Genomic DNA, 17,481 nt, shown 5'->3' with positions numbered 1-17,481 from the left:
CGTCAGACCCTTTCGATGATCGTTGCGGTGCCCATGCCGGCGCCGATGCACAACGTCACCAGCGCGGTGTTGAGATCGCGCCGTTCCAGCTCGTCGAGCACCGTGCCGAGGATCATCGCACCGGTAGCGCCGAGCGGATGGCCCATGGCGATCGCGCCGCCGTTGACGTTGATCTTGTCGTGCGGAATGTCGAAGGCCTGCATGTAGCGCAGCACGACCGCGGCAAACGCCTCGTTGAGCTCGAAGAGGTCGATGTCGGAGAGCTTCATGTCGGCGCGCTTAAGCAACTTCTCGGTCACGTCGACCGGGCCGGTCAGCATCAGCGCCGGGTCGGAGCCGATATTGGCGAAGGCGCGGATGCGGGCGCGGGGTTTGAGGCCCATGCTTTCGCCGCCGGCCTTGGAGCCGAGCAGCACGGCCGCGGCGCCATCGACGATGCCCGACGAGTTGCCGGCATGGTGCACGTAGTTGATCTTCTCGATTTCCGGATGCGCCTGGATGCCGACGGCTTCAAAGCCGCCCATCTCGCCCGGCATCTGGAACGACGGGTTGAGCGAGGCGAGCGCCTGCATGTCGGTGCCGGGACGCATATGCTCGTCGCGGTCGAGAATGGTCAGCCCGTTCTGGTCCTTCACCGGCACGACCGACTTCTTGAAGTAACCCTTTTCCCAGGAATGCGCTGCGCGCTTCTGGCTTTCGACGGCGTAGGCATCGACGTCGTCGCGGCTGAAGCCGTACTTGGTGGCGATCAGGTCGGCCGAGACGCCCTGCGGCATGAAATAGGCCGGCAGGTTGACGGACGGGTCCATGAACCAGGAGCCGCCGGACATGCCGAGGCCGACGCGCGACATGCTCTCGACGCCGCCTGCAATGACGATGTCGTCGGCGCCCTGGGCGATCTTCGCCGCGCCGAAGTTGACGGCATCGAGACCCGACGCGCAGAAGCGCGAGATCTGCATGCCGGGCGCGCGGGTGGAATAGCCTGCTTCGAAGGCGGCTGCCTTCGGGATAACCGCGCCGGCATCCATCACCGGATCGACGCAGCCCATGATGATGTCGTCGACGGTTGACGTATCGAGCCCGTTGCGATCGCGCACGGCCTCCAGCATCTTGGCCGCAAGGCGAACGGACGGCACTTCGTGCAGCGAGCCGTCCTTCTTGCCACGGCCGCGCGGCGTGCGCACGTGGTCGTAAACGAAGACTTTCGTCATGTCTCATCTCCCTTTCGGCAGCACCTGATGGTGCCGCCCGTCAAACACTTACAGCGCGGCGCGTCAGACGCGCTAAGGACGCTGTAACACTTTAAACTTGCTGCATAATTTTACGCCTAGATCGGATCCGATTTAAGGAATCATGCAGTAGAAATCGGAACGCGGCGAAATCAGAACGCCGCCGCGTCGAGCGCCATCAGCGTGTCGGCGCCAGTCTCGATGCGGGCCTTGCGCAGCGCCGTTTCCGGCAGAATTCTCTCCATGAAGAACGTCGCGGTAATCAGCTTGTTCTTCAGATAGTCCGCGCGTGCCGTTTCGCCAGAGGCCAGTTTTTCCTCGGCGGTCTTGGCGATCTTCGCCCACATGTAGCCGAGCACGACCAGACCGAAGAGGTGCATGTAGTCGGTCGAGCCGGCGCCGGCATTGTCGGGCTTGGCCATGGCGTTCTGCATGAACCACATGGTGGACGCCTGCAGGTCGTTGAGGCCTTTCTTCAGCGCCTTGGTGTAGGTGGAAAGCTTCTCGTTACCGCGGTTTTCCTCGCAGAAATCGCCGATTTCCTTGAACAGCGCCATGACGGCACGGCCGCCGTTGAGGCCGAGCTTGCGGCCGACGAGGTCGAGCGCCTGGATGCCGTTGGCACCTTCGTAGATCATCGCGATGCGGGCATCGCGGACATACTGGCTCATGCCGTGTTCTTCGATGTAGCCGTGACCGCCGAACATCTGCTGCGCCATGACCGCGTGGTCGAAGCCCTTGTCGGTCAGGACGCCCTTGAGGATCGGCGTCATCAGGCCGAGGATGTCGTCGGCCGTCTGGCGGTCGGCGTCATTGTCGGAGCGGTGGGCGATATCGGATTTGAGAGCAGTCCAAAGGGTAAAGGCGCGTCCGGCCTCGTTGAAGGCGCGGATCGTCATCAGCGTGCGGCGCACATCCGGATGCACGATGATCGGGTCGGCCTTTTTGTCCGGCGCCTTCGGGCCGGAAAGCGAGCGGCCCTGGATGCGGTCGCGGGCATAGTTGGCGGCGTTCTGGTAGGCGATTTCGGCGACCGACAGGCCCTGCAGGCCGACACCGAGACGGGCTTCGTTCATCATCACGAACATGGCGTTGAGGCCTTTGTTCTCCGTGCCGATGAGGTAGCCTTCCGCCTCGTCATAGTTCATGACGCAGGTCGAGTTGCCGTGAATCCCCATCTTGTGCTCGATGGCGCCGCAGGAGACGCCATTGCGCTCGCCCGGCTCGCCGTCGGCGGTGAGCTTGAACTTCGGCACGATGAACAGGGAAATGCCCTTCACGCCATCCGGCGCGCCCTCGATGCGGGCAAGCACCAAATGGATGATGTTCTGCGACATGTCGTGTTCGCCGGCGGAGATGAAGATCTTCTGGCCGGAAATCTTGTAGGCGCCGTTGCCATCGGGCACGGCCTTGCTGCGCAGGAGGCCGAGGTCGGTGCCGCAATGCGGCTCCGTCAGGTTCATCGTGCCGGTCCAGGTGCCGTCCACCATCTTCGGCAGATAGGCCCGCTTCTGCTCATCCGAGCCATGGACGAGGATCGCAGCGATCGCGCCCTGGGTCAGGCCGGGATACATCGTCAGCGCCATGTTGGCCGAGGACATATATTCGCCGACGGCGGTGTGCAGCGTGTAGGGCAGGCCCTGGCCGCCGAATTCCTCTGGCACCGAAAGCCCGAGCCAGCCGCCTTCGCGGTAGAGATCAAAAGCCTGCTTGAAGCCCTTGGGCACGCTGACCGAGCCGTCGTCGTGCCGCTTGCAGCCTTCCTGGTCGCCGGAAAGATTGACCGGAAACAGCACTTCTTCCGCAAGCTTGGCGGCTTCGCCGACGATTGCTTCGATCATGTCGGGCGTCGCATCGGCAAAGCCGGGAAGGTTGTTGTATCGCTCGATGCCGAGCACGTCGTTCAGAATGAAGAGAGTATCGTCGACCGGTGCCTTGTAGGTGGGCATTCTTTCCTCGCCTTTTTCGCTTTCGGATCGCCGCCTCCAAGCGGCCGACGTCCGGTTGCAACATGCCGAATGCGCCGCCATCTGAGGGCGGTCTCGCATCGTTGGCAGGATGCTACAAAATTTTGACGTTTGCGTAAACGTCAAAAATACCGCCCGATCGAAGTTTCGCTTGCGGATAAAAGGCGCGGTGAAATCGCCGCCGCACAACACTCTCCATCAGCTAGCACTGTCAAATCGTTAAAAAATCCGCGCCGGTTAACGGCTTGTTTACCACGTTTAATGAAAGGTGCGTGTTGAGATGGTCAAAGCTGCAACCGGTCCGGTCCTCGCATTGTTGTAGCTTTGCCCACGTCGCAAGTGCCGCAGGGGTGAAGGAAGCCGTTTCCTTCCGTGGCGACTTTCGAGATGGCCGACGGACAGGGGCGAAGAGCACAATGAATGGATCGCGATCAAATCCTCAGCGCGCTGGTAGCCAGAGCTATGGCGAGCGGCCCTCTCTGGACGCCCTGAACCGCACGATTGAAGGGCTTGAAGCCCGGATCGAAGGCCTGATGAACGGAGCGGGACGCGAGCCGCCGGCCCGTCCAGTCGAGCGCGAGCGTGTCGCCCCCCGCGATATCCCATCCCCGCGTGATGCCGTCTCCGAAATCATGCAGCGCCAGCGGGCGCTTAGCACGTCGCGCGAGCGGCCACCCTTGAGAGACCGTTTGCCGCAACGCGAGCCGGATCGCCTGGCCCAGCGCGAGCCCGAGCGTTACGTCGACGATATACGGCCCCAGCCGGTACGTGCGCCCGTCGCCCGGCCGGCGGCGGCCGTCAACGATATCGCCGAGGCACTCGTCGGATTGCGCCAGGACCTCAAGCGCGACATCACCGAAGGCGTCACCCGCGAGATGAACTCCCTGCGCGCCGAAATTCGCGGCATCAAGGTGCAGGCCCAGGACCACAGCTTCGCCGAGGACGTGCGCGGCGACATGCAGCGCCTTGCCGACAGCATCCAGCAGCTCGGCCGCCAGGCGTCGCCTGCCCAGGCGGATGCGCTGCGCAGCGACTTTGACGATCTGCGGGCGATGATCGACGGCTTGGCGCGCGAAGACAGCGTTCGCCGCATGGAAAGCCGCTGGAACGGCGTCGAGGATCGGTTGATCGCCTTTGACCAGAACCGCGACGACGAGCTGGTGGCGCTGGCCTACCGTCTCGACGAGATCAAGTCGCAGATCGGGGCGCTGGGCAACAGCTCTGCGGTCGACGTGCTTGAAGACAAGATGATTGCGGTCGCCCAGGCGATCGAGATGCTCGGCCGCCAGATACAGCCGGACGACCGGCGCCTCGTGTCGCAGTTCGCTGACCTCGACGCGCGGCTTGACGAAATCAGCCGGGCGATTGCCGCCAACAGCCGCAGTGCCAGCGGCCTCGAGGGCGGGTTCGCCAATCGCCTGGAGACCAGGCTCGGCGACCTCTCGCGGCAGATCGACGGATTGTCCCGCCCTGTTGATTCCGGTCTCGGTGCCCGCCTCGAAGCCTTGGCCGCACGGGTTGAGGATCTCGCCGGCGAGAAGGCTGCGGCCGGACTGGAAGAACGCCTCGACCAGCTTTCCATGCTGATGGAGCGCAGCCACCGAAATGTCCAACCGGACCTGACGAACTACCTCAACGACATCTCCCGCAAGATCGAAGCGCTCGATCAAGGCAGCGTCAACGATGCTCTGGCCGAGCGGCTCGACTATCTCGCCCGCCGCATCGACGACCTCGACACGCTCAGCGCACACCCCGTCGCCGATCCGCGTTTCGACCGTCTTGAAGATCGCCTCGCTGGCATCGCGCAGCGGCTGGAAGAAACCTATGCGGCGCCGTTCGACGACCGCGCCGCGCTGCACAACCTCGAAGCGCAGATCGCCAACCTGTCGACCCTGGTCAGCCAGCCCCGCAGTGAGGCGGGTGCCGCCATGCCGGTGGAATTCGAGAGCCGCATGAATGCGCTCGAAGACTATTTCGCCACCAGCGACGAGTACATCGTCGAGGCCGCGCGGCAGGCGGCCGAGGCGGTGATGGAGGCATATTCCAGGAAGGGCATGCCTCAGTCGGCCGGTGGCGGCGATCTCGCGGCGATCTCGGCGCTGGCGGAAGACCTGCGCACGCTCGAAGATCTGAGCCGCTCCAGCGACGAGCGCACGGCGCGCACCTTTGAAGCCCTGCATGAAACCCTCGTTCACATCGCCGACAAGCTCGAGCGTATCGAGGGCCGCGAGCCCGCCATGGCCGCGGCGCATTACGAGGCGCCGGTGGCGCGCGAAATTGCTGCGATGCCCAAGGCAGCTCAACCGGAATTCAACGACCCGTTCAGCGGCGCCGATCTCGATGACCGCTATCAGGATCTGCAGCGCAACGTCCGCGCGCTCCAGGCGGAAGACGACGGCGTCATTGCCGCCGCCACCGCATCTGCGCATGCGACTGCGTTCGCCGGTGACGAAGGTCAGGTTTCGACCATCGAGCCCGATGGCGCGCGCGAACGGCCGGCTACCGCCCGCACGGGCCTGCTTGCTGGCCTGACCCGGCGCTTTTCCGGGAAGCGTGCCGAGCCCGCACAGGAGCTGGCACGACAACTGGTCGAGCCCGCCCCCTCCATCGACCCATCCGAAATGCTGGCACCCGAAGAGGCCAATCAGCTGCTCGAGCCGGGCTCTGGTGTTCCCGACGTCAAGAAGATTCTCGAGCGTGTTCGCGCCGGCCAGATGAACCGCGGCGGCAAACAGGCGGCAGACGGCGACAAGGCGGACTTTATCGCCGCCGCCCGCCGGGCAGCGCAGTTGGCGGTCGAGGAAGCCGATACGCTCAACAAGACCAAGGACGGTGGCGTTGCCAGCGGCGTTGGTGGTGCCTTTGCCCGCCATCGCCGCCCGATCTTGATGGCTGTCGGCGCCGTGCTGCTTGCGATCATGTCCTATCCGCTCGTCGGCGCCATGCTGAAGGGCAGCGATGCGCCCGTTGCCGAACCGGTGGCGATCATCGAACAGCAGTTGGCGCCCGTCGCTGAACAGCCGGCGATCGCCAACGCAACCAAGGTCGCGGGCGACCAGGCACCGGCGGCAGCCGCCGTAGCGACCGAAACACCGGTCGAAGCGCTGCAGCCCATTCCCGAAGCGCCGCTCGATTCCGTCGAGCAGCCGTCAAGCGCCGTTGAGACGCCAGCCGCCGCGACGCCACCGGCCGACACATCCGCATCGACGAAGGCGGTAAACGAAACGCAGGCGCCGTTGCTCCAGCCCGTGCCGGAAGCCAAGGGGCCGGTCGCCGCTTCGACGTTCCAGGCCGCCCCAGTCGATGCCGCGCAGGCCGGAACCTTTGCGCCGGTCGCAAAGGCTGCCGAAGTCGTCCTGCCCGATGGTTTCGGCCCGGTTGCGCTGGTGACGGCCGCCAAGGGTGGCGATCCCCTGGCTTTCTACGAGATCGGTGCGCGCTACACAGAAGGCCGCGGCGTCAATGAAGATCTGGCGGAAGCCGCCAAATGGTATCAGCGCGCCGCCGACGCCGGCGTCGTGCCGGCCGAATACCGGCTCGCCAGCATGTATGAGAAAGGCTCGGGTCTGACGCGCGACGCTGCCAAGGCCAAGGTTCTCTACCTGAAGGCCGCCGAGCAGGGCAATGCCAGCGCCATGCACAATCTCGCGGTCATGCTGGCCAGCGGCCGCGATGGCTCGCCGGATTTCGCCGAGGCGACGAAATGGTTTGCCAAGGCAGCCGAGCTCGGCATCCGCGACAGCCAGTTCAATCTGGCTGTCCTCTATGCCCGCGGCAACGGCGTGCCGCAGGATCTTGAAGCATCCTACAAGTGGTTTTCCGCCGCCGCCCGCGAGGGCGACATGGATGCTGCGGCCAAGCGCGACGACGTGGCCAAGGCGATGAAGCCCGAGCAACTTTCGAGCGCCAAGGCCAAGGCCGACGCATGGAAGCCGCAGGCGGTCGACGCCAAGGCGAACACGGTCGACGTGCCGGATGCCTGGGTAGGACCGGCCAACAAGACCGCCTCGATCGACATGAGCAAGGCCATTCGCAACATCCAGGCGATCCTCAACAATAACGGCTTCGACGCCGGCAAGCCGGACGGCCAGATGGGCAAGAAGACGGTTGCCGCGATCAAGGCCTTCCAGACATCCGTCGGCCAGGAGCCGACCGGTGAAATCACCGACCAGCTGGTGAAGGAATTGCTCAAGCGCAATTCCTGATCCGGCAGGGTCTGCCGCCGCAATAAAGCCGCAGAACCGGGTGACACGGTTCGCGGAGCCGAAGCTGTACGCCATGTGGCTGAAAAGGTTGACAGCTCCGGCCCAGGAGCGCATGACGGAAGCCTATGCCACCTCGCCCTCGGGAGGGGTGTCGGCTTTCAGAGATAATCCCCCCTCCGTGGTGAATTACTTGCCACTGTGACGTTTTTTGCCCGCACCGCGGGCCGTTGGCATATTGAGGTCCGGCGTGACGATTTATCTGCCCATCGCAGAGTTGTCGGTGAACATACTCATCATCCTCGGCATGGGTGCGGCCGTCGGCTTTCTATCGGGCATGTTCGGCGTCGGTGGCGGGTTCCTGATCACGCCTCTCCTGATCTTCTACAACATTCCCCCCGTGGTTGCCGTTGCGACCGGCGCCAACCAGGTCGTGGCCTCCTCGATCTCGGGTGCCATCACCCACTTCCGGCGCGGCACGATCGACATCAAGCTCGGCACGGTGCTTCTGTGCGGCGGCCTTGCCGGGGCAACGGTCGGCGTCTGGCTGTTCTCGCTCTTGCGTCGCGTCGGTCAGCTCGATCTGGTCATCTCGCTGCTCTATGTCGTGCTTTTGGGCTCGGTCGGCAGCCTGATGCTGTGGGAGAGCGTGCGCGCCATGCGCAAGGCGGCCAAGAACCAGGCGACGCCGCTGCGCCGTCCCGGGCAGCACAACTGGGTTCACCGGCTGCCGCTGAAGATGCGATTCAAGAAATCGAAGATCTATCTGAGCGTCATTCCCGTCGCTGCCCTCGGCTTCTGCATCGGTGTCCTGACGTCGGTCATGGGTGTCGGCGGTGGCTTCATCATGGTCCCGGCGATGATCTACCTCCTGCGCATCCCGACCAATGTGGTTGTCGGCACCTCGCTGTTCCAGATCATCTTCGTCTCCGCCTACACGGTCATCGTCCAGGCCTCGACCAACTATACCGTCGACATCGTGCTCGCCTTCGTGCTGATGATTGCCGGCGTCGTCGGTGCGCAATACGGCGTCCGGGTCGGCCAGAAGCTGCGCGGCGAGCAGCTGCGCGCGCTGTTGGCGCTGCTGGTGCTTGCCGTCGGCATTCGTCTGGCAATCGAACTCGTCATTCCGCCGAAGGACATCTATTCGGTCGTGTCAGCGGGGTTCGGCTTCTGATGCGCCGCCTCATCAATATCGCCCTCGCAGCCCTGACGCTCTCCTTCGCCGCTCCGGCCAGTGCCCAGCTGCAGGACGAGAACGCCAACGACTTCACCGAGAAGCTGGAGATCGGCATCTCGACCGACGAGATCGCCATCACCTCGGATTTCCGCGGCGCGGATCTGACGATCTTCGGCGCGGTCGACGGTTTCAATCCCAATCTCCTGGCGCAGGGCAAATACAACATCATCGTTTCGCTCGAGGGGCCGAAGGATAATGCGACGGTGCGCAAGAAGGAACGCGTCTTCGGAATCTGGGTAAACACCAGCTCCATGACCTTCGAGCTGGTGCCGGAATCCTATTCGCTGTCGAGCACGCGTGACATCGAGACGATCGCCCCACCGGGTGAAATGGGCAACATGGGCATCGGGGTCGACCACATGCGGCTTGTGCCCCTCGGCTTCGTCGGCGACGGCAGCAATCTCGGCGAGTTCCGCAATGCCTTCCGCCGCATCCGCGAGACGAGCGGCGTCTATGAGCGCGATCCCGGTGGTGTGCAGTTCATCAGCTCCAGCCTGTTCAAGGCGTCGGTGCGCCTGCCTGCCAACGTGCCGAACGGGGTGCATGTTGTGCGCGCCTATCTCTTCCGCGACGGCACCTTCGTCGCCGCCAAGGCGCTGCCGCTGCGCGTGGTCAAGACGGGTTTGGAGCAGGTGATCACCGAGACGGCGCATGGGCAGCCGCTGTTCTACGGCGTTTTTGCCGTGCTGCTCGCTGTCATCACCGGCTGGGGCGCGAGCCTGCTCTTCCGCAAGGAATAGTCCTCGGCGGCAATCGGCCGACGTTCCCTTTTGGGCGCCGGACGGGTAAAGAAGGCCTACTGAATAGTTCCTTAAATCGGAATCGATTTAAGGAGAAAACGATGCAGCAGTCTAAAGCGTTGCAGCGGCCTTAGCGCGTCATTCTTGTCGCGCGGCGCTGCAAGGCAGAAACAGAGGAAACTCCATGAAAGCGATTTTCGTCCAGTTGCAGTGCGCTCCCGGCAAGACCTACGAGGTTGCCGACGAGATCTACCGCAAGGAGATCGTTTCGGAAATGTATTCGACGAGCGGCGACTACGACCTCCTGCTCAAGATCTACATCGAAGAAGGCCAGGACATCGGCAAGTTCATCAACGACAACATTGCCACGGTTGCGGGCATCTCCCGCTCGCTGACGACGCTGACCTTCAACGCGTTCTGAGCTAGCGGGCGGCCCCGCTTTACCCGGCAGGCCTCACGCTCGACGGTGAGGCACGCCTCTCGCGCTGTACGAAAACAATCCGCGATCATTGCACAGCCCGTCGGCGGAGCACCCACGGCTGTTCGATTTTTCCGAAGGTCAAAACTGCTTGCAATTTGATATCAGTTTGATATCGTCAAACTGCTTCAATTATGCAACCAGTTTTGAAAGAGCGGAAAAATGGAAAACTCATCGTCTGGAATCTGGTGACGCTCGACGGTTACTTCGAAGGCGCGAAGAAATGGGATCTCGATTTCCACAACAGTGCCTGGGGTCCTGAACTAGACGAACTCAGCCGTGAGTTTGGACAAAAGACCGAGGCGCTGGTCTTCGGTCGCGTGACCTACGAAGGCATGGCCGCCTATTGGTCGACGACCGAGGAGGAGGGCGAGGTCAAGACCTATATGAACGCTCTGCCAAAGATCGTCGCATCGCGAACGATGGATAGGGCAGAATGGAACAACAGCCGTGTCGTCAGCGATATCGCCGGCGAACTGCGGCGGATGAAGCAGGAAGCCGCGAAAGACCTCTATATTTTCGGCAGTGCCGAACTGGTCGATTCATTGCTGCCGGAAAATCTGATCGACGAGATCATGCTGTGCGTCGTTCCGCTCCGGCTTGGCAAAGGCACGCCGTTCTTCAAGAGTGCCGAAAACGCGATGTCGATGGCGCTTCTGGAAGCGCGACCGCTTTCTACCGGCAGCGTGATCCTGCGTTACGCGCCGCAACCTGTTGCGGCCTGAAACACCGAACGTCGCCGGCGTGAAGTCCGGTGCGCCTCAGGCGATCAGGTTTGTGAAGCGGACCGAGTAGATCCGATCGCGACCAAGCATGTGGGCGACCAGCTTGGCGCGATCGAAGAGGCCGGTCATTGCCCGGTGGCGCAGATCGAGGCCGCCGGTGGTGACGCCGAAGGCCGGCATCAGCAGCCGTTTCCCATCGGTAGCAAAGCAGGCGCGGCGCACCGATTTCTCGCGCCGGACGACCGTCGCTGCCGGGTGCAGGTGGCCGGCAACTTCCCCCGATGCCTCGCCCCTCGATGGTTCATGACGAAAGGTGAGGCCGGCGTGTCGGAATTCGTCCAGCGATATGCCGGGCAGACCCGAGGCGCCATCGGGGTCGTGATTGCCATTGATCCAGACCCATTCCCGTCCCATCGCCATCGCGGCGATCATGTGGCGGAAGGTATCGGGCATCGCCGCGGATCCGACCCGGTCATGGAAATTGTCGCCGAGGCTGATGACCAATCTGGGGTCATGGCGGGTTATCGCCGCTTCGAGCACGCGCAAGGTGGCAAGGGTGTCGTAGGGCGGCAGCATCATGCCGCGCCGGGCAAAGGCCGATCCCTTCTCGAGATGCAGATCGGAAACGACAAGCGTTCTCGTCTCCGGCAGATAGAGGCTGCCGAGCGGATCGCAGACCGCTTCGACGCCGTGGACGATGGCGCGCGCGGAAGCCGCCGTGCCGTCTGTCGGAGCCGATAGTGCGTGAGCGAGCCTGTGCATGCGTCTCTTCACCGTCCTTGTCGTGTTCGCATGAACACGGGGCTATTCTATAGCGGCTCGCCGCCCATCGCTTCGTTGATCAGGTCGTCTGCGGCTTCGGAAAGCAGGAAATCCTGCGCCTCGCCCTGGATCGCCTCCTTGCCGATCTCCAGCATGACGGGAACGGCAAGCGGCGAGATCCGGTCGAGCCGGCGATGGGTGATGTGGCCCTTGATTCGCTTCAGCATATCCCCAAGACGGCCGATGTCCAAAAGCCCGGTTGCCGCATCGTTGCGCGTGGCCTCCAGCAGCAGGTGGTCCGGCTCGTGCGCGCGCAATACGTCGTAAATGAGGTCGGCCGATACGGTCACCTGGCGGCCGGTCTTTTCCTTGCCAGGGTGTCGCTGGTCGATCAGCCCGGCAATGACCGCGCAGTTGCGAAAGGTCCGCTTCAGCAGAAAGGATTCGTTCAGCCAGGCCTCAAGGTCGTCGCCAAGCATGTCCTCGTCGAAGAGATCGGCGAGCGCCTTGCGGCGCAGTTGGAATGTCGCGCCGAGATCGTCCAGCGCCCAGACCGCCAGCGAGTAGTCGGTGGCGACGAAACCGAGCGGTTTCAGGCCGGCACGGTCGAGCCGGCGGGTGAGCAGCATGCCAAGCGTCTGGTGTGCAAGCCGCCCCTCGAAGGCGTAGATCACCATGTAGTGCCGGCTGCCGCGTGGAAAGGTCTCGATCAAAAGTTCGTCCTCGCGCGGCAGCATCGATACGTCCTTCTGCAGCGACAGCCAGTCACGGACCTGTTCGGGCAGTGCCGCCCGCCGGGCCGGGTCGGCCAGCATCTTGCGCACCTGTTCGGCGAGGTAGGTCGACAGCGGAAACTTGCCGCCGGCATAGCTTGGTACCTTCGGGTCGAAGGAAAGCGCCTGGCTGACGAGGCATTCGCTTTCGCGGATGCCTTCGAAACGCAGCACCTTGCCGGAAAACAGGAAGGTGTCGCCCTGCGACAGCATTTCGAGGAAATATTCCTCGACCTTGCCGAGCGACATGCCGCCGCGGCCGAGCGAACCGCGCTGGTTGCGCTTGACCATGCGCACGTTCAGCATCGGCGATTCGACGATGGTGCCGACATTGAGGCGGTATTGCTGCGCGACCAGCGGATTGGAAACACGAAAGAGCCCCTCCTTGGTCTTGCTGATGCGGGCATAGCGCTCGTAGGTCTTCAGCGCATAACCGCCGGTCGCGACGAAATCGACGACGCGCTCGAAGGTTTCCCAGGTGAGCGACGCATAGGGCGACGCGCTGGTGATTTCCTCGTAGAGCGACAGGGGACCGAACGGTGCGGCACAAGCCATGCCGAGCACATGCTGGGCAAGCACGTCGAGCGCGCCCTTGCCGACCGGCGGCGTATCCTGCGCACCGATGTAATTGGCGTCGAGCGCCGCCTGGCACTCCATCACCTCGAAGCGGTTGGCCGGCACCAGGATCGCCTTCGAAGGCTCGTCCATGCGGTGGTTGGCGCGGCCGATGCGCTGAGCGAGCCGGCTTGCCCCCTTGGGCGCGCCGACATGCACGACGAGGTCGACATCGCCCCAGTCGATACCGAGGTCGAGCGTCGAGGTGGCGACGACGGCGCGCAGCCGGTTCTCCGACATAGCCGCCTCGACCTTGCGCCGCTGTGCGACATCGAGCGAGCCATGGTGAAGTGCGATCGGCAGGTTGTCGTCATTGATGGTCCAGAGTTCCTGGAACAGCAGCTCCGCCTGGCTGCGGGTGTTGACGAAGAGCAGGGTGGTGCCGTGCTCCTTGATCGCGGCGTAGACGTCGGCGATGGCGTAGCGTGCCGAATGTCCAGCCCAGGGGACGTGTTCGTCGGTGCGCAGGATGGAGATATCAGGCTTGGCCCCACCCTTAACGGTCACGAGGCCGGCATGGTCGCTTCGATCGGGTGACTGCGGCGCCAGCCAGCGCTGCAGGTCCATCGGGTCGGCGACCGTCGCCGACAGCCCGATCGTCTGCAGCCTGGGCGCCAGTCTGCGCAGCCGGGCAAGGCCGAGCGACAGCAGGTGCCCGCGCTTCGAGGTGACCAGCGAATGCAATTCGTCGAAGACGACGTAGCGCAAATCCCGGAAAAAGCGCTCTGCCTCGCCGTTGGCAAGCAGCAGCGCCAATTGCTCCGGCGTCGTCAGCAGGATGTCGGGCGGGTTGAGCTTCTGGCGCTGGCGCTTTCCCTGCGGCGTGTCGCCGGTGCGGTTTTCAACGCGAAGCGGCAGGCCCATTTCGTCGACCGGCTTCATCAGATTGCGCTCGATGTCGACGGCAAGGGCTTTCAACGGCGAGAGGTAGAGCGTGTGAATGCCGGTAAAGGCGGAGCCCGGAGGGATTTTTCCGCGCCGGGTGAGATCGACGAGAGAGGGGAGAAAGCCGGCGAGCGTCTTGCCGGCCCCGGTCGGCGCGATCAGCAGCGTGCATTCGCCGGCCTCCGCCCGCGCCAGAAGTTCCAGCTGGTGGGCGCGCGGCTGCCAGCCCTTCTCGCCGAACCAGCGAAGGAAGGGGGCGGGCAAGGCCAACGCGTCGCCTTGCGGGCGCGGGGAATCGATCCTGTTCACGGAGAACAAAGGTAGATCAAATCCGGCAAAAGAGAAGCCCGCGGCCTCGGCGATCCCAGGGCGATTGACTCTTCGGTAAATCGTGGATAAAGAATATCCACGATATGGAGGCGGCGAATGAAACTCGGGGACGGTGTCGAGCAGGCGATCCACAGCATGACGATGCTGAGCTGTCTTCAGCCCGGCAGCACGCTGTCGGCGGCAGCGCTCGCCGAATTTCACGGGGTTTCAACCAGCTATCTCCTGAAGCATCTCCAGGCCATGTCCGGGGCAGGGCTGCTCGAAGCGGTTCCCGGCCCGAAGGGTGGCTACCGGCTCGCCCGCCTGCCGGAAAAGATCAGCCTGCTCGATATCGTGCTTGCGGTCGAAGGGCCGGAGCCGGCGTTTCGTTGCAACGAAATCCGGTTGCGCGGCCCCCATCCCTATGCCTGCAAGCCGAAGGCGGCGTGCACGATCAACGTCGCGATGCTGAAAGCCGAGCAGGCCTACCGCGCCGAGCTTCGGCGCGTGACCATTGGTGACATCATCGCCGATCTCAACGCCATAGATGACGGCAGCATCTCGGCGCGGACCAACACATTCCTGGCGGTCAACGAACGCAAGTCGACCGCCGGCGCCTGAAACAACGATCCCAACCACCTGAAGGAGAAGACATGCATCCGCGTTTGAACTTCGTCAAAGCCGCTCCCGACGCTTACAAGGCTGCGGCAGCCTTCGACAGCTACATCATCAAGGAATCCGAACTGGAGCCGCGCCTGATCCACCTGATCAAGTTGCGTGCCTCGCAGATCAACGGCTGCGCCTATTGCATCGATATGCATGTGAAGGAGGCGCGTCATACCGGCATGAGCGAGCAATGGATCCACCTGATCTGCGCCTGGCGCGAATCGCCGATCTATGATGCCCGCGAACGCGCGGTGCTCGCCTGGACCGAAGCGCTCACCAACCTTGCCCAGACCGGTGCGCCCGACGCGGACTTCGAGCCGCTGAGAGAGCATTTTGACGAAGCCGAGATCACCAAGATCACCATGGCCATCGGCGTCATCAATGTCTGGAATCGCGTCGCCGTCGGCCTGCGTTCGCAGCATCCGGTCGATGCGCCGGCAAAGGCCGCCTGATACCTTCGAGGCGGGCCGAAAGCACAGCCCCGAAGTCTATTCGGGGCTATCGGCAAGTGATGTTCTACAGGGCGATGTAACGATCGGCGCGGTGGTTGATGGCCACGAACAGGTTCAGGACCACAGCGCCGAGCACCGACCAGGCAACCACTGCGGGGGACGTCACGCCGAAGGCGGCGACCAGCACGACCATGTCGATGGCAAGCTGCACCAGCCCGGCGCGAACGCCGAAACGCTCCTGCAGGTAGATGCCGAGAATGCCGACGCCACCGAGGCTCGCGCGGTGGCGATAGAGCGCCAGCAGGCCATAGCCGAGAAGCAGGCCGCCGATCAGCGCCGCCCAGGCCGGGTGGATATCGCCGATGTGGAACAGGCGCGACTGGATGTCAGTCAGGAACGAGGTCACGCCGATGGCGATGAAGGTCTTGACCGTGAAGGCCGGCCCAAGCCTCTTCAGCGAGAGATAGAAGAACGGCAGGTTGAGCAGGAAGAACGCGAGGCCGAAGTTCACGCCGGTCGCGTAATGCAGCAGGAAGGCGACGCCGGCGGTGCTGCCGGTGAGCAACCCGGCGCTTGCCAGGAAATACAGGCCGAGCGCGGCGATCAGGCTGCCGGAGAAGATGCCCTGCAGGTCCTCGATCGGCGTGTGCCGGGTCGGGCTGGTGTTCCAAAGACCGAAAACGCTGCTGCTCAGAGCCATGGCAAAAACCTCGATTGCGATGCGCCAAGCAATGCTGCAACGCACAAAAACAATCAAGAAAAATATGTCAGCAATGCTGACGTAATTTTGCGAACCAGCCCTGCGTTTTATGCAGGCTTGCGGGCCAAAAACAGGATGCCCGAGATCGGCTGGCCAGCATCCATGCGGATGATCGTGCGCTCGACAGCCACCATTTCCAAGCCGTGGGATTGGAGAAGCTCGCGGATATAAGCCTCGCTATGGGCGTAGCGCAGCGACGGGCGCAGGACGAAACCATCGTCCGTGCCGGCATCCTCCACCGAGAAGGCAAACAGGCCTCCATCGGAAAGCAGCTTGCCGACGATCTCGGCGACGCCATCGAGGCTGCCGAGATACATCAGCACGTCCGCGGCACTGACGAGATCGGCGCGGGCTGCCGCGAAATTCCCGAAGACATCAGATTGTTCCGGAGGCAGCGATAGGTCGGCCCGCGCCAGCCGGTCATAGACGGCTTTCGTCTCTGCCTTCGACAGCATGTTGGCGGAAATGTCGAAGCCTTCGAGAAATGCCGCCCGCTCGCGGATGCGCTCGCCGAAGAGCCCGGTGCCGCAACCGAGGTCGACGACATGCTCGAAATGCCCGCCGGCCGTTGACGTCTCGATCAGCGCAGCGAGCTTTTCCGGCACGCTGTAATCGAGCTTCTCGACGAGCGCCTGGTCGAACCGGTCGGCGTAGTCATCGAAAAGCCGCTCGACATAAAGGCTCGGCGGTTGTTCCGGCATCTCGGTCGCGCCGAGCAGCGCCAGCTTCAGCCCCGCGCCAAAAATGTCTTTCGGATTGAGGCGCAAGGTTTTGCGCAGCGCGTCGATCGCCGCCTCTTTCCGGCCCGATTTTTCCTCATAGTCCGCCAGCCGGAACCAGCCGGCAGCCCATTCCGGGACACGCTCGAGCGCCTGGGCCATGAGATCGGCCGCGCTCTCGGGCTCGCCGGCCTCGGCAAGCATTTTTGCGTAGTCGGCGCGGCGATCGGCGATCAGGTCGCCGGAGGAGAGCTGGTTGAGCGTCATCAATGTGAGATGTTGGTTGCGATCAGCGCTTCTGACGCCGGACCGGGCAAAACACAAGCGGAATCTGAAAACCGGGCATAATACCAACCTGCGCTGATATTGACCTATTGCGTGGGACCGTCTGCGGTCATCCGGCGAGGAGCATACCGCAAGAGCGATGCCTTGGCATCGGTCGAGGATTGCGACGCTGCCGCTGGCCGACAGACGGCCCACCCGAAGGGCCGGGCGCTTTTGGCCTCCGGATAGCGTCGATAATCCTCACCGGACCACTTGGTCCGGTTCCGGTTTTCTCCTTGCCGGAAACCAAAATCGCTCCGGCGCAATAGGTCAATATCAGCGCAGGTTGGTATAAGCCCGCCTTTTCCGGTGACTTGCGAGGGTGCGAATGGCAGCTTATGTGAAGGGAAACAGGAGTATTTCGCCGATGTCGGACGGAGTGAACAAATTCTTGGGGGATTCGCCGCTGCGCGTCCTCGTCAAGCTCGTCGTGGTGTCGATCCTGGTCGGGTTCGTCATGACCGTTTTCGGCTGGTATCCCGCCGACATCTATTTCGGCATCCGCAACTTCCTGCTCGACCTCTGGCACACGGGCTTCTCCGCCCTTGGCCGGGTCGGCGACTATCTGCTGCTGGGCGCTGCGATCGTCATTCCCGCCTTCGTCATCCTGCGTGTCATGAGCTACCGGCGTTGAG

At 63.2% G+C, this 17,481-nt stretch carries 14 protein-coding genes; 8 read left to right on the top strand and 6 right to left on the bottom strand.

Annotated features, from left to right (window positions below; translation table 11 throughout):
* Positions 1-2: 2 nt before the first annotated feature.
* Together ASD00_RS00545 and ASD00_RS00540 are read right to left on the bottom strand one after the other, a co-directional pair.
* On the bottom strand, positions 3-1,211 hold the full coding sequence (locus ASD00_RS00545; protein ID WP_025425822.1) for an acetyl-CoA C-acetyltransferase: 1,209 nt from the start codon (positions 1,209-1,211) through the stop codon (positions 3-5).
* A gap of 170 nt (positions 1,212-1,381) precedes the next feature.
* Positions 1,382-3,178: an acyl-CoA dehydrogenase C-terminal domain-containing protein gene (locus ASD00_RS00540; protein ID WP_025425823.1), complete on the bottom strand. Its 1,797-nt coding sequence runs from the start codon at positions 3,176-3,178 to the stop codon at positions 1,382-1,384.
* A 434-nt stretch (positions 3,179-3,612) separates the two neighbouring features.
* Here ASD00_RS00540 and ASD00_RS00535 point away from each other — a divergent pair, with 434 nt between their 5' ends.
* From ASD00_RS00535 to ASD00_RS00515, 5 genes are all read left to right on the top strand, one after another.
* Positions 3,613-7,401 carry an SEL1-like repeat protein gene (locus ASD00_RS00535; RefSeq protein ID WP_057204260.1) on the top strand — a complete coding sequence of 1,263 codons (3,789 nt, stop codon included), beginning with the start codon at positions 3,613-3,615 and terminating at the stop codon, positions 7,399-7,401.
* 247 nt (positions 7,402-7,648) lie between these two features.
* Positions 7,649-8,575, top strand: a complete 927-nt coding sequence (locus ASD00_RS00530) for a sulfite exporter TauE/SafE family protein (protein ID WP_025425825.1) — start codon at positions 7,649-7,651, stop codon at positions 8,573-8,575.
* A complete protein-coding gene (locus ASD00_RS00525; protein ID WP_025425826.1) occupies positions 8,575-9,378 on the top strand; it encodes a TIGR02186 family protein in 804 nt (267 codons plus the stop codon). The genes ASD00_RS00530 and ASD00_RS00525 overlap by 1 nt, the downstream gene beginning before the upstream one ends.
* 184 nt (positions 9,379-9,562) lie before the next feature.
* Positions 9,563-9,799, top strand: coding sequence for an Lrp/AsnC ligand binding domain-containing protein (locus ASD00_RS00520; RefSeq protein WP_025425827.1), 237 nt, complete (start codon positions 9,563-9,565; stop codon positions 9,797-9,799).
* Positions 9,800-10,002: 203 nt separating this feature from the next.
* Entirely contained in the window at positions 10,003-10,581 is a 579-nt protein-coding gene (locus tag ASD00_RS00515; RefSeq protein WP_025425828.1) for a dihydrofolate reductase family protein, read from the top strand.
* A gap of 36 nt (positions 10,582-10,617) precedes the next feature.
* Here the strand turns inward: ASD00_RS00515 and pdeM are convergent, their stop codons facing one another.
* Together pdeM and ASD00_RS00505 are read right to left on the bottom strand one after the other, a co-directional pair.
* Positions 10,618-11,343, bottom strand: a complete 726-nt coding sequence (gene pdeM, locus ASD00_RS00510) for a ligase-associated DNA damage response endonuclease PdeM (RefSeq protein WP_025425829.1) — start codon at positions 11,341-11,343, stop codon at positions 10,618-10,620.
* A 47-nt stretch (positions 11,344-11,390) separates the two neighbouring features.
* Positions 11,391-13,934: a ligase-associated DNA damage response DEXH box helicase gene (locus ASD00_RS00505; RefSeq protein ID WP_057204258.1), complete on the bottom strand. Its 2,544-nt coding sequence runs from the start codon at positions 13,932-13,934 to the stop codon at positions 11,391-11,393.
* Between the two features lie 108 nt (positions 13,935-14,042).
* Between ASD00_RS00505 and ASD00_RS00500 the strand changes: the two genes are divergently transcribed.
* Together ASD00_RS00500 and ASD00_RS00495 are read left to right on the top strand one after the other, a co-directional pair.
* Positions 14,043-14,546 (top strand): Rrf2 family transcriptional regulator, encoded by a 504-nt coding sequence (locus tag ASD00_RS00500; RefSeq protein ID WP_025425831.1) that lies wholly within the window; start codon positions 14,043-14,045, stop codon positions 14,544-14,546.
* A 32-nt stretch (positions 14,547-14,578) separates the two neighbouring features.
* A complete protein-coding gene (locus ASD00_RS00495) occupies positions 14,579-15,043 on the top strand; it encodes a carboxymuconolactone decarboxylase family protein (RefSeq protein WP_025425832.1) in 465 nt (154 codons plus the stop codon).
* A 64-nt stretch (positions 15,044-15,107) separates the two neighbouring features.
* On the opposite strand, the gene ASD00_RS00490 is transcribed toward ASD00_RS00495, so the two are convergent.
* Both ASD00_RS00490 and ASD00_RS00485 read right to left on the bottom strand, forming a co-directional pair.
* Positions 15,108-15,743, bottom strand: a complete 636-nt coding sequence (locus ASD00_RS00490) for a YitT family protein (protein ID WP_025425833.1) — start codon at positions 15,741-15,743, stop codon at positions 15,108-15,110.
* Between the two features lie 107 nt (positions 15,744-15,850).
* Entirely contained in the window at positions 15,851-16,789 is a 939-nt protein-coding gene (locus ASD00_RS00485; RefSeq protein WP_025425834.1) for a class I SAM-dependent methyltransferase, read from the bottom strand.
* A 424-nt stretch (positions 16,790-17,213) separates the two neighbouring features.
* Between ASD00_RS00485 and ASD00_RS00480 the strand changes: the two genes are divergently transcribed.
* On the top strand, positions 17,214-17,480 hold the full coding sequence (locus ASD00_RS00480; RefSeq protein WP_057204256.1) for a DUF6460 domain-containing protein: 267 nt from the start codon (positions 17,214-17,216) through the stop codon (positions 17,478-17,480).
* The last annotated feature ends 1 nt before the right edge of the window (position 17,481 follow it).

The organism is Ensifer sp. Root31 (assembly GCF_001424825.1).
Classification (GTDB): Bacteria; Pseudomonadota; Alphaproteobacteria; order Rhizobiales; family Rhizobiaceae; genus Ensifer; species Ensifer canadensis.
The sequence above is the reverse complement of the archived record's forward strand: the minus strand, read 5'-3'. Positions and strand labels throughout refer to the sequence as shown.

What these genes read in the sequence shown, in the direction of transcription:
- ASD00_RS00545 (WP_025425822.1), bottom strand. Translation starts at nt 1,211, where the DNA reads ATGACGAAAGTCTTCGTTTACGACCACGTGCGCACGCCGCGCGGCCGT.
- ASD00_RS00540 (WP_025425823.1), bottom strand. Translation starts at nt 3,178, where the DNA reads ATGCCCACCTACAAGGCACCGGTCGACGATACTCTCTTCATTCTGAAC.
- ASD00_RS00535 (WP_057204260.1), top strand. Translation starts at nt 3,613, where the DNA reads ATGAATGGATCGCGATCAAATCCTCAGCGCGCTGGTAGCCAGAGCTAT.
- ASD00_RS00525 (WP_025425826.1), top strand. Translation starts at nt 8,575, where the DNA reads ATGCGCCGCCTCATCAATATCGCCCTCGCAGCCCTGACGCTCTCCTTC.
- ASD00_RS00520 (WP_025425827.1), top strand. Translation starts at nt 9,563, where the DNA reads ATGAAAGCGATTTTCGTCCAGTTGCAGTGCGCTCCCGGCAAGACCTAC.
- pdeM (WP_025425829.1), bottom strand. Translation starts at nt 11,343, where the DNA reads ATGCACAGGCTCGCTCACGCACTATCGGCTCCGACAGACGGCACGGCG.
- ASD00_RS00500 (WP_025425831.1), top strand. Translation starts at nt 14,043, where the DNA reads ATGAAACTCGGGGACGGTGTCGAGCAGGCGATCCACAGCATGACGATG.
- ASD00_RS00495 (WP_025425832.1), top strand. Translation starts at nt 14,579, where the DNA reads ATGCATCCGCGTTTGAACTTCGTCAAAGCCGCTCCCGACGCTTACAAG.
- ASD00_RS00490 (WP_025425833.1), bottom strand. Translation starts at nt 15,743, where the DNA reads ATGGCTCTGAGCAGCAGCGTTTTCGGTCTTTGGAACACCAGCCCGACC.
- ASD00_RS00485 (WP_025425834.1), bottom strand. Translation starts at nt 16,789, where the DNA reads ATGACGCTCAACCAGCTCTCCTCCGGCGACCTGATCGCCGATCGCCGC.
- ASD00_RS00480 (WP_057204256.1), top strand. Translation starts at nt 17,214, where the DNA reads ATGTCGGACGGAGTGAACAAATTCTTGGGGGATTCGCCGCTGCGCGTC.